At 61.2% G+C, this 9,865-nt stretch carries 13 protein-coding genes; 4 read left to right on the top strand and 9 right to left on the bottom strand.

From position 1 onward, the window contains the following. Positions 1-44: 44 nt before the first annotated feature. Together ACIQ36_RS14775 and gcvA are read right to left on the bottom strand one after the other, a co-directional pair. Positions 45-776, bottom strand: coding sequence for a hypothetical protein (locus ACIQ36_RS14775; protein WP_395830616.1), 732 nt, complete (start codon positions 774-776; stop codon positions 45-47). Positions 777-843: 67 nt separating this feature from the next. Further along, on the bottom strand, positions 844-1,761 hold the full coding sequence (gcvA, locus tag ACIQ36_RS14770) for a transcriptional regulator GcvA (RefSeq protein WP_395830614.1): 918 nt from the start codon (positions 1,759-1,761) through the stop codon (positions 844-846). Between the two features lie 102 nt (positions 1,762-1,863). Here gcvA and leuC point away from each other — a divergent pair, with 102 nt between their 5' ends. Genes leuC through leuB form a run of 4 tightly spaced genes read left to right on the top strand, consistent with a single transcriptional unit; the run spans position 1,864 to position 5,477 of the window. Next, the gene (leuC, locus tag ACIQ36_RS14765; RefSeq protein WP_395830612.1) at positions 1,864-3,273 is read left to right on the top strand and encodes a 3-isopropylmalate dehydratase large subunit; all 1,410 of its coding nucleotides are present in this window, start codon (positions 1,864-1,866) and stop codon (positions 3,271-3,273) included. A gap of 9 nt (positions 3,274-3,282) precedes the next feature. Next, the gene (locus tag ACIQ36_RS14760) at positions 3,283-3,699 is read left to right on the top strand and encodes an RDD family protein (RefSeq protein WP_395830610.1); all 417 of its coding nucleotides are present in this window, start codon (positions 3,283-3,285) and stop codon (positions 3,697-3,699) included. 21 nt (positions 3,700-3,720) lie between these two features. Then, positions 3,721-4,335, top strand: a complete 615-nt coding sequence (gene leuD / locus ACIQ36_RS14755) for a 3-isopropylmalate dehydratase small subunit (RefSeq protein WP_395830608.1) — start codon at positions 3,721-3,723, stop codon at positions 4,333-4,335. A 29-nt stretch (positions 4,336-4,364) separates the two neighbouring features. Continuing rightward, positions 4,365-5,477, top strand: a complete 1,113-nt coding sequence (gene leuB / locus ACIQ36_RS14750) for a 3-isopropylmalate dehydrogenase (protein ID WP_395830606.1) — start codon at positions 4,365-4,367, stop codon at positions 5,475-5,477. 45 nt (positions 5,478-5,522) lie between these two features. Here the strand turns inward: leuB and ACIQ36_RS14745 are convergent, their stop codons facing one another. The 7 genes from ACIQ36_RS14745 to ACIQ36_RS14715 all read right to left on the bottom strand — a co-directional run. Continuing rightward, a complete protein-coding gene (locus ACIQ36_RS14745; protein WP_395830618.1) occupies positions 5,523-5,828 on the bottom strand; it encodes a type II toxin-antitoxin system RelE/ParE family toxin in 306 nt (101 codons plus the stop codon). After that, entirely contained in the window at positions 5,825-6,067 is a 243-nt protein-coding gene (locus ACIQ36_RS14740) for a type II toxin-antitoxin system ParD family antitoxin (RefSeq protein WP_395830604.1), read from the bottom strand. Before ACIQ36_RS14740 ends, ACIQ36_RS14745 begins: the two co-directional genes overlap by 4 nt. 56 nt (positions 6,068-6,123) lie before the next feature. After that, positions 6,124-7,596 carry an ArnT family glycosyltransferase gene (locus ACIQ36_RS14735; RefSeq protein WP_395830602.1) on the bottom strand — a complete coding sequence of 491 codons (1,473 nt, stop codon included), beginning with the start codon at positions 7,594-7,596 and terminating at the stop codon, positions 6,124-6,126. Between the two features lie 3 nt (positions 7,597-7,599). Beyond that, entirely contained in the window at positions 7,600-7,929 is a 330-nt protein-coding gene (locus ACIQ36_RS14730) for a lipid-A-disaccharide synthase N-terminal domain-containing protein (RefSeq protein ID WP_395830600.1), read from the bottom strand. Continuing rightward, the gene (locus ACIQ36_RS14725; protein ID WP_395830598.1) at positions 7,926-8,645 is read right to left on the bottom strand and encodes a glycosyltransferase family 2 protein; all 720 of its coding nucleotides are present in this window, start codon (positions 8,643-8,645) and stop codon (positions 7,926-7,928) included. Before ACIQ36_RS14725 ends, ACIQ36_RS14730 begins: the two co-directional genes overlap by 4 nt. Before the next feature lie 112 nt (positions 8,646-8,757). Continuing rightward, the gene (locus ACIQ36_RS14720) at positions 8,758-9,444 is read right to left on the bottom strand and encodes a cytochrome b/b6 domain-containing protein (RefSeq protein ID WP_395830596.1); all 687 of its coding nucleotides are present in this window, start codon (positions 9,442-9,444) and stop codon (positions 8,758-8,760) included. Positions 9,445-9,590: 146 nt separating this feature from the next. Beyond that, positions 9,591-9,865, bottom strand: a 275-nt coding sequence (locus tag ACIQ36_RS14715; RefSeq protein ID WP_395830594.1) for a hypothetical protein, incomplete at its 5' end; no start/stop codon positions are given.

The following is a 9,865-nucleotide window of genomic DNA, read 5'->3' as shown; positions in this document are numbered from 1 at the left end:
ATAGGCTAAAAAAGCTGCGCTATCCCAATAGATCAACTCTCTTATCATGCGCTTTGCCTCAGAATACCCCGCACGTCTGCTAAACTTGGCAAATCTGCATCGTCAGGGAGAAGTTCGATGTCGGCTACGTCTATCCGAACGGGCTTCCCATTCTTCCGGTAGTGAATGATCCCTGAAACCTCGACGCGCTTTCGGAACGCGGTCAGAGCTTTCGGCAAAAGGGCCTCCGGAAAAAAACAGCGAATAGCCTGACTAAAAACCGGATCGCGGACGCTGAAACTTAAGCCGGATTTATCCTGAATAGCTTCCAATCGACCATCAAGAGTACCAGCGTCACGATACTCTATGCGCCAATCCTTCTCGATGAGGGTTGCGATTTCTTTTTTTATTTCAATGGGTTTTTTTTCCACCCACAAACGAATTGGTAAACCCGCACTTTTTGATTTCAGGGAAATCTCGGAAAGTTTTTGTAAATTTTTGAGCGCGCTATCGGTTAGCTGCGCGTCGTCCAGATTACCCAAGACAAGCGCGTTGACCCCTATCCTGGCACGGGCATGGAGGATTGGGCGCGGGAAATTGGCGCGTGGGTCAACCCCAATGAGTTGGCTGCCTTCCTTAACCCGCACGATCCAATCAGGATCTTCCTGAGTAACGGAAGCGCTAATCTCTTTTATATAGCCAAAAAACGCGCGCACGGCCTCAATGAACCGATCAGGCGATAGGTTCTCAGTAATTTCCAAGGTCAAATCGCTCGGAATCTGGTCGGCTCGCGCCAAGGTTCGCACTCCTCTTCCAACGTTACGAGTCTAATACGAACCCGAGTCTGTGTATATCTGGTATTGATTATAAGATGAGCGTCCCTGCCGCCTCCTCCAACAACCAGCTTCGCAGCGCCCGCAGTCGCGGCGTTTCCGCTCGCGCCGGGGGGCAAACCAGCCAATAGGCCCCGCCTTGCAAGGACGAGACATCGAAGGGCCGCACCAGCCGCCCGGTATCGAGATGATCGGCGACCAGGATCGGGTCGAGCACGGCGACGCCCAAGCCTTGCAGAGCTGCCTGGATGACCAGCGAGCGTGTATCGAAGATCGGTCCGGCGCTGGGCTCGAAGCCGGGCGCGCTGATGAGTCCCGCCGCGACCGCCCACAGCGCCCAATCATCCCGCCGTAATCGCGCGTGGAGGCGCTTCACTTTCATCAGATCGGCGGGCGTCACCAGGCTTTGGGCGAGGACGGGGGTGCAGACGGGCACCAGGGTTTCAGCGAAGAGGCGCGTCACGCTTTGCCCCGGCCACTCCTCCCCCTTGCCGTAGCGGATTGCGCAGTCGAACCCGTCGCGGTCGATCTCGGTCGGGTTGGAACTGGTGGCGATGCGCACGTCGATATCGGGGTGCAGGCCCTGGAAATGCGGTAAGCGCGGAATGAACCAATGCATGGCGAAGGTGGAGAGCATGCTAATCGCAATCACGCCCTCCGTTTTGCGGTCGGCGAGTTTCGCCACCGCTTCGGCCAGATGATCGAAGCCGAGCGTGAAGCCGGGCAGCAGCAGCGCCCCTTCTTCCGACAGGCGCAACCCACGCGGCGAGCGCAGGAAGAGCGGCACCCCCAAAACCTCCTCCAAATGGCGGATTTGGTGGCTGACGGCCGAGAGCGTGACATTCAACTCCTCCGCCGCCGCCGAGAAGGACAGGTGGCGCGCAGCAGCCTCGAAGGCCCGTAAAGCATTCAGCGGCGGCAAGCGGCGGTGGCGTTGGCGAAAGGGCATGAGAAAATCTACAGACCCGCTTAAGATAATTCAACTTGCCCTGCGGGCCTAAGCGCCGTTTGATCGCCACCAACCAGAAAACTATTTTGAAGGGATCGGGCCATGGCGCAGGCGCGCACTTTGTTCGACAAAATTTGGGACAGCCACGTCGTCGATGCGGCGGCGGACGGCACCACCACGCTCTATATCGACCGGCATTTGGTGCATGAAGTCACCAGCCCGCAGGCATTCGAAGGCCTGCGCGTTGCGGGCCGCAAGGTGCGCCGCCCGGATGCAACCTTCGCCGTCGCCGATCATAATGTGCCGACGACCGACCGCAGCCAAGGCATCGCCGATCCGGAATCGCGGCTGCAAGTCGAAACCCTGGCCGATAATGCCAAGGATTTCGGCGTCAGCTACTTCGGTATGGACGATGTGCGTCAGGGCGTCGTTCACATCATGGGGCCGGAACAGGGGCTCACGCTGCCGGGCATGACGATTGTCTGCGGCGATAGCCACACCTCCACCCACGGCGCGTTCGGCGCGCTGGCTTTTGGCATCGGCACGTCGGAAGTCGAGCATGTGCTCGCCACGCAAACCCTGGTGCAGAAGCGCGCCAAGAATATGCGCATTTCGGTGGAAGGCGATTTGCCGCCGGGCGTGACGGCAAAGGATCTGATCCTCGCCATCATCGGCACCATCGGCACCGCCGGCGGCACGGGCTATGTGATAGAATTTGCCGGGAAGGCGGTTCAGGCGCTCTCGATGGAAGGCCGCATGACGGTCTGCAATATGACCATCGAAGGCGGCGCGCGCGCCGGGCTGATCGCCCCGGACGAAACCACGTTCGAATACCTCAAGGGCCGCCCCTACGCGCCTAAGGGTGCCGCGTTCGAACAGGCCGTCGCCTATTGGAAAACGCTCCCCAGCGATGAAGGCGCGCATTACGACAAGGAAATCATCCTCGACGCGACCAAGCTCGTGCCCTTCGTCACCTGGGGCACCAGCCCGGAAGACGCTGCGCCGATCACCGCGAGCGTGCCGAACCCGGCAGATGTGGCCGATGCGGGCAAGCGCGCCGCGATTGAACGCTCGCTCGCTTATATGGGCCTAACGGCGGGAACGCCGCTGAGCGAAATCACCGTGGATCGCGTCTTCATTGGCTCCTGCACCAATGGCCGCATTGAAGATTTGCGCGCCGCCGCCGAAGTCGCCAAGGGCCGCAAGGTTGCGGCGGGCGTGTCGGCGATGGTCGTGCCGGGCTCGGGGCTGGTCAAGGAACAGGCCGAACAAGAAGGGCTCGATAAGATCTTCCTCGACGCCGGGTTTGAATGGCGCGAGCCGGGCTGCTCCATGTGCCTTGCCATGAATGCGGACCGATTGGAGCCGGGCGAACGCTGCGCCTCCACCTCCAACCGCAATTTCGAAGGCCGTCAGGGCCGGGGCGGGCGCACCCATCTCGTCGGTCCGGCGATGGCGGCAGCGGCGGCGGTCACGGGCCGTTTGACCGACGTGCGCGCGCTCGTCGGCTAAGGGCGCGGAATGAGCCCGATGGCAAACCCAGGGCGGCGGCTGCTGGCGGGTCTGATCGACCTGCTGGCGGTCGTGCTGATTGTCGTGGTGGTGACGCTCGTCTTGAGCGTCGCCATTGCCGTCGGCACCGCCTCGGATGAGGAGAAGCAGGCCGTGGCCTTTTGGGGCGCGCGGATTATGCTGATCGGCCTGCCCTGGCTCTATTTCGCGCGGCTGGAACGCGCCTTGGGCTTTCAGACCTTCGGTAAATCGGCCCTGGGGCTCGAAGTGCGGCGATTGAGCGGGGAGGCTCTGGGCTTCCCCCTTGCCGCTTTACGCGCGCCGCTCAAGCTTTTGCTGATCTGGTCCTGGCCCCTGGTGTTTTTTGGTCAAGCCCCCCTCTACGATCGTCTTCTTTCGACCCATGTTGTCGCGCGCGCCGCGTAGCGCCCGCCCTGGAGACCCATAATGCAGCCTTTCACCACGCTCACCGGAATCGCAGCCCCGCTGGCGCTGATTAATATCGATACCGATATGATTATTCCGAAGCAGTTCCTGAAGACCATCAAGCGCACCGGCCTGGGGAAAAACCTGTTCGATGAAATGCGCTTCACCCCGGAAGGCCAGGAAATCCCCGGCTTCGTGCTGAACCAGCCCGCTTACCGGCAGGCCAGCATTCTCGTGACCGGCGAGAACTTCGGCTGCGGTTCTAGCCGCGAGCATGCCCCCTGGGCGCTGGCCGATTTCGGCATTCGCTGCATCATCGCCGCGAGCTACGCCGATATTTTCTACAATAACTGCTTCAAGAACGGCATTCTGCCCATCGTTCTGCCCCAGGCCGAAGTCGATAAGCTGATGGACGATGCGCGCAACGGCGCGAACGCCCGCCTGACCGTTGATCTTGAAACCCAGACCATCACCCGCCCGGATGGGTCGACGGTGAGCTTCGAAGTCGATGCCTTCCGCAAGAAATGTTTGCTGGAAGGGCTCGATGATATTGGCCTGACGCTGGTCAAAGGCGCTAAGATCGATACTTACGAAGAAGCAACCAAAAAGAGCCAGCCCTGGCTGTTCGCTTCTTAATTTAGAATTGTTCGGGAGAGGAACAGTCAATGACTGCGAATAAATCGCTTCTTATTCTACCGGGCGACGGGATTGGTCCGGAAGTCATGCGCCAAGTGCGCCGCGTGATCGATTGGATGGCCAAGCGCCGCTCGGTCAGCTTCGATGTGACCGAGGGTCTTGTCGGCGGGGCAGCCTATGAGGCCCACGGCACGCCGCTGAAAGACGAAACGATGGCCGACGCGCTGAGCGCCGATGCCGTGTTGCTTGGCGCGGTCGGTGGGCCAAAGTGGGACCAGCTTCCCTACGATAAGCGCCCGGAACGCGGCTTGTTGCGTCTTCGCAAGGAAATGGACCTTTTCGCCAACCTACGCCCGGCGGTGGTCTATCCCGGTCTCGTCGATGCCTCGGCCCTGAAGCCGGAGCTGGTGCGCGATCTTGATATTCTCATCGTCCGCGAACTCACCGGCGGCGTTTACTTCGGCGAGCCGCGCGGCATCACCACCCTGCCGGACGGCCAACGCCGGGGCGTGAATACGCAAGTCTATACGACGAACGAAATCATCCGCGTCGCCAAGGTCGCCTTCGAACTCGCCCGCAAGCGCCAGAGCCGTTTGCATTCGGTCGAAAAGGCCAATGTGATGGAATCGGGCGTGCTGTGGCGCGAGGAAGTGCAGAAGCTGCACGATTCGGATTATACCGACGTGACGTTGGAGCATATGTACGCCGATAATTGCGCCATGCAGTTGGTGCGCGCGCCGAAGCAGTTCGACGTGATCGTGACCGATAATCTCTTCGGCGATATTCTCTCGGACTGCGCCGCGATGCTCACCGGCTCGCTGGGGATGCTGCCCTCGGCCTCCTTCGGCGCGCCGGACGCTTCGGGCCGCCGCAAAGCCATGTACGAGCCCGTCCACGGCTCGGCCCCGGATATTGCGGGCCGCGACGTCGCCAATCCGCTCGCCACCATCCTCAGCTTCGCCATGATGCTGCGCTATTCGTTCGATATGGATGAAGACGCCGATCTGATCGAAAAAGCGGTCAAAACCGTGCTGGCCTCGGGCATCCGCACCGGCGACATCATGGGCCCGAACACCGCCCGCGTGTCCTGCTCGACCATGGGGGAAACCCTGGTGCGTGAATTGGATAAGATGGCGGCGTAAAACGAAGGCAGCAGGGGCGCGCCTGAAGCGCGTCCCCCTGCGTCGTTAAACGTCCACATCGCCTGGATCGGTCAGCCAATCCTCTCGGCGGTGGCGAACACGGATGATGAGAATCGAGCCGTCGGCCTGTTCCTGATACAGCACGATATGCGCGCCGACGGGATGCACGCGTACAGGGGGATCAAGTTCCCAGCGACGCGGTGCGAGTTCGGGAAACTCCGCGAGGTGCTGAAACGCCCCGGTCAAGCGCGCATGGTATTGGTCGGCTTGGCGCGGGCCGAGCTGTTGAACCCCCGCGATATAAATGTCGATCAAATCCGCTTCGGCGGCGCGGGTGAGCCGATACGTCAGCGCAACCCCGCTTTTTGCCGGGCAATTTCTCGAATATCCGCCATCGAATTTTCAGAAACGCCGCTTTCCAGCCCTTCGGTGACACCCGCCTGCAGCGCATCGATTTTCGCGGCGCGGGCTTGGTCGCGGCGAATAAGGTCGCGCACATAGTCGCTGGCGTTGCTATAGCGCCCGCCTTTGCTTTGCTGCTCTACCCATTCCTTCATCGGCGCGGGCAAAGACACATTCATTGTTGCCATGCGTCACCTCTGCGGACTATCACGCCGCCGTTTGGCAAAGCCTGTCAAGAAGGGCTCTACCCCTTTAACCCCTGCACCCGAAATAAGAAAAACACCTTCGCATAATCCTTCGCCAGCGGAATGGTGATCCTGCCCACGGGCTCCGCCGTTTCAAACCGCGTCAGCGCGTCCGGGGTTTCCTGGCGGGTGACGTAGAGGATGGTGTCGCGGCGGAAGTCTTCGATGCGGGTGGTCAACTCGAAATGGTTCTGGATGACGCCGTCCGGGTTCCACTGCACTTGCAGCGCGGGCGGGCGGACGTAGAAGGATAAGAGGGCGAAGAGCATGCGCTCGTCGGTCATCAGCACCGCGCCGGGCATTTTCTGGAGCGTTTGGCGCACGGCTTTGCCCAAGGCGGGGCTGCCCATGACGGCTTTTAAGGCCGGGTCGGTCTTGCGGGTGAGGGTAACACCCGCAAGCTTGGCGAGATCGTGATAGGCGTAACCTACCCCCATCAGCAGCCCGTGCAGGGCGAGGCTGGCGGGGATAATCCAGCGCCAGCGGGCGCGGACCAAGGTCAGCGCCACCACCAGCACCGTGGCCGAGACATAGGCGGTTGCAGCCCAATTGGCATTGGCGCGGGAGAGGAAGGCGACGGTGAGCATCACGAGGAGCGGCGGCAGGGCAAAGGCTGCCAGCAGCCCGAGGCGCTCATCGGGCAGGCGGCGGGTGAGGATCGGGCGGAAGAGGAGCGCTGCAATCGCCACGGCCAACACCGGGAATAGCAGCGGCCCGAACACGCCGAACTGCCCGCCAATGAACTCGGCCAATTTCGCCGGATGAATCAGCGAGCCGCCCAAATTGGCATTGGCGGCGGTATGGCTGATGGTGGCGAACTGGTGCTGAGCGTTCCACCAGATATTCGGGGAAAAAACGACTAGGGCGAAGGCCGCCGCCGCCCACAGGCGGCGGTTAATCCACAGGTCGCGCCGCCACAGGATCATATGCAGTGCCATGCCGCCGAGGAAGAACAGCATGGCGTATTTCGCCAGCATCCCAAGGCCGACCGCGCCGCCGAGCACCAGCCACCAGCGCGGCTGCGGCTTGGGCTCTAGCACCTGAAGATAAGCGTAGAGCGCGACAGCCCAGCACAGCAGCAAGGGCACGTCGGTCGACATAATCAGGCTGGAGAAGGCGACCGCCGGCAGCAGCCCGTAGGTGAGCGCGCTATAGAAACCGATGCGCGGCTCGAAGAGTTTTTCGCCGATGCGATAGATCACCAGGGCTGTCGCAAAATGCAGAAACGGCGAGGCGAAGCGCACGCCAAATTCGCGGTCGCCCAAAATGGCGGTGGTCAGCGCAATGATCCAGGACAGCAGCGGCGGTTTTGAGTAATAGCCCCAGTCGAGATCTTTCGACCACAGCCAGTACTGCGCCTCATCCCCATGCAGCGGGTAATATTCGCCGGACAGAACCACCATCCGCACCGCCGTTAGGAAAAACAGCAGGCTGAGCGCGAGCCCGAAGGAATGGCGCGGCGCGTCTTTCACGGGTTAGCTTTCGGCATTGCGGCGCTTTTCGCCGCGAATCAGCGTGAGATTGCGGATATAGACGACGAGGCCAAGGATCTGCCCGAGCGCGAACACCAGTTCCTGCCGGTGAACGGCATAGGCGAAGAGCGACCCGCCCCCCGCGAGGCTGATCCACCAAAAAGCCGTCGGGATGACCGATTTCTTCTGCTTTTCGCTATGCAGCCACTGCACGATAAAACGCGACATGAAGAGGGCCTGCGCGCCGAAACCGATGAGCATCCAAACGCCATCGGTTTCCCAATTATGGACGAAAACGGACCAAAGACCGTTCAACCAATCGAGCGGATTCATGCTTCCTCCCGCACGCGGGGAATGGAGCCGCGCCGTTGTAGCCAGGCGACGCCGAAGAGATCGCTGATCCCCACCAGCGCCCGGTCGAGATTCCCGTAGTTGGATTTGCCCGCACCGCGCGGGCGGTGATTGACCGGCACCGACACCACTTTACCGCCCTGGCGCTTCATCAGCGCGGCCAAATAGCGGTGGTAGTGATTGAAGTAGGGAAACTCCAAAAACACCTCACGCGGGAAGAGCTTAATCCCGCAGCCGGTATCGGGCGTCTCGTCGCGTAGCAAGCCTGCCCGGATGCGGTTGGCGAGGCGGGAGGCGATGCGCTTCGACCACACGTCTTTGCGCTGGGTCCGCCAGCCCGCAATCATCACCGCGCCGCCGCCGAGGCTTTGCATTTTGGCCCAGAGATTGGGAATATCGGCGGGGTCGTTCTGCCCATCACCATCAAGCGTGGCGATCCATTGGCCGTGGGCTGCCTTGACGCCCGAGCGGACGGCGGCGGATTGGCCGCTGCGCTTATCGTGGTGCAGGGCGCGGAAATTCGGCAAATCGCGGCACAGGGCGGCCAGCACTTCCGGCGTGCGGTCGGTCGAGCCGTCGTTGACATAGACGATCTCATAGGCCAAGCGGCCTTCGAGCGCGGTGCGGATTTCCTGCACCAGCGTGGGAATATTGTCGGCTTCGTTCAGCACGGGAACGACGACAGAAAGTTCGATCAACGCCGCCTCAATCTATGGCGGGGCGCGCGGCCCCTGGCGAAAAGGACGATAGAAGCTGCTGGGAGTAGCCTAATCTGCCCAATTTCGCCACGGGTAAAAGCGAAGGGCAGGTTTACTCTCCGAACGACAGTAAAACCGCCACGGCGGCGATAGCAACAATCAGCGCGCCGACGGCCCAGAGCAGCGAGGGTGCACGCTGGCGGAGCGGCGGTAAATCGAGCTCGGTGAGGTCGTTGCGTCGCCCGGTCAGCATCGGGCGGACAAGGTTTTGCTTCTTCCACAAGAAATACACCGCGACCGCGCCGATATGCAGGGCCACGGCGGCAAGAATGACATTGCTGAGGATTTTGTGAACCGTGGTCAGGCGCGCGCTCAAATCGTCCGAAATCAATCCGGCGAGGGGGGCGCTATACATAATCAAATCGTGGCTGAACAGCCCCAGCATCGCCTGGGTCAGCACCAGCAGCAGCAGCACGATCACCATCCAGCCCCCGGCGGCGTTATGGCCAATATGCTGGGGCGGGTTCGGCTGGCGCATTTCGTCGATATGGGCGAGAACGGCTTTCGGGCCGCGCAGGAAGCTGGTAAAGCGCGCATAGCGCCCACCGATGACGCCCCAAATCAGCCGAAAAACAATCAGAACAAGAATCGCCGTCCCAACGCGTTGGTGAACGTCGCGGTTATCCTCGCTTAAAAAAGCCGCCAGAATTAGCAAGGCCAAGAGCCAGTGAAACAGCCGCGTGGGCAAATCCCAAATCAGGGCACCCTTAGGATGCTTTGGTTGTTCCAACGATGCCATGCGCGCGCGACCCCATTTTTGAACCTGCTAACTCTGTTGGAGAGTGTAGCGAAGTCTTTTGCGGCTGCGGAGGAAGAGTTTAGGGCGCGTCTGAGGGGTTGATCTGCCGTTTTTGCGGGCGACGGCCCCAAAATCGCCCGATTCCCCTAGGCCCGCGCGGCAGCCCCGCCTTGCTGGGCGTTCTGCATGGCCATCATGATTGTCGGCACCCGCGCAAGATCGAAGGTCGGCTTCGCCGCCTTTGCCCCGCCTGTGCGTTGAATCACGTCTTCCGCCTTCTTAATCGCCTCGCCCAGAAACTCGACAATGCGCCGATCCACGGTTTTGATCTGCGCCATCCACTGCTGCGCGTCTTCAATGGTCATGCGCTTGGCTTTGACCTCGGCGGAGAGTTTTTGGAACGCCGCTTGCTGCGAGAGCA

This window comes from Elstera sp., from assembly GCF_044372965.1.
In the GTDB taxonomy this organism is placed as follows: domain Bacteria; phylum Pseudomonadota; class Alphaproteobacteria; order Elsterales; family Elsteraceae; genus Elstera.
Note: the sequence above shows the minus strand (reverse complement) of the source record. Positions and strands in the feature narration are given on the sequence as shown.

Excerpts from the sequence above, each read along its gene's own strand:
- gcvA (WP_395830614.1), bottom strand. The coding sequence starts at position 1,761 with ATGCCCTTTCGCCAACGCCACCGCCGCTTGCCGCCGCTGAATGCTTTA.
- leuC (WP_395830612.1), top strand. The coding sequence starts at position 1,864 with ATGGCGCAGGCGCGCACTTTGTTCGACAAAATTTGGGACAGCCACGTC.
- ACIQ36_RS14760 (WP_395830610.1), top strand. The coding sequence starts at position 3,283 with ATGAGCCCGATGGCAAACCCAGGGCGGCGGCTGCTGGCGGGTCTGATC.
- leuD (WP_395830608.1), top strand. The coding sequence starts at position 3,721 with ATGCAGCCTTTCACCACGCTCACCGGAATCGCAGCCCCGCTGGCGCTG.
- leuB (WP_395830606.1), top strand. The coding sequence starts at position 4,365 with ATGACTGCGAATAAATCGCTTCTTATTCTACCGGGCGACGGGATTGGT.
- ACIQ36_RS14740 (WP_395830604.1), bottom strand. The coding sequence starts at position 6,067 with ATGGCAACAATGAATGTGTCTTTGCCCGCGCCGATGAAGGAATGGGTA.
- ACIQ36_RS14730 (WP_395830600.1), bottom strand. The coding sequence starts at position 7,929 with ATGAATCCGCTCGATTGGTTGAACGGTCTTTGGTCCGTTTTCGTCCAT.
- ACIQ36_RS14720 (WP_395830596.1), bottom strand. The coding sequence starts at position 9,444 with ATGGCATCGTTGGAACAACCAAAGCATCCTAAGGGTGCCCTGATTTGG.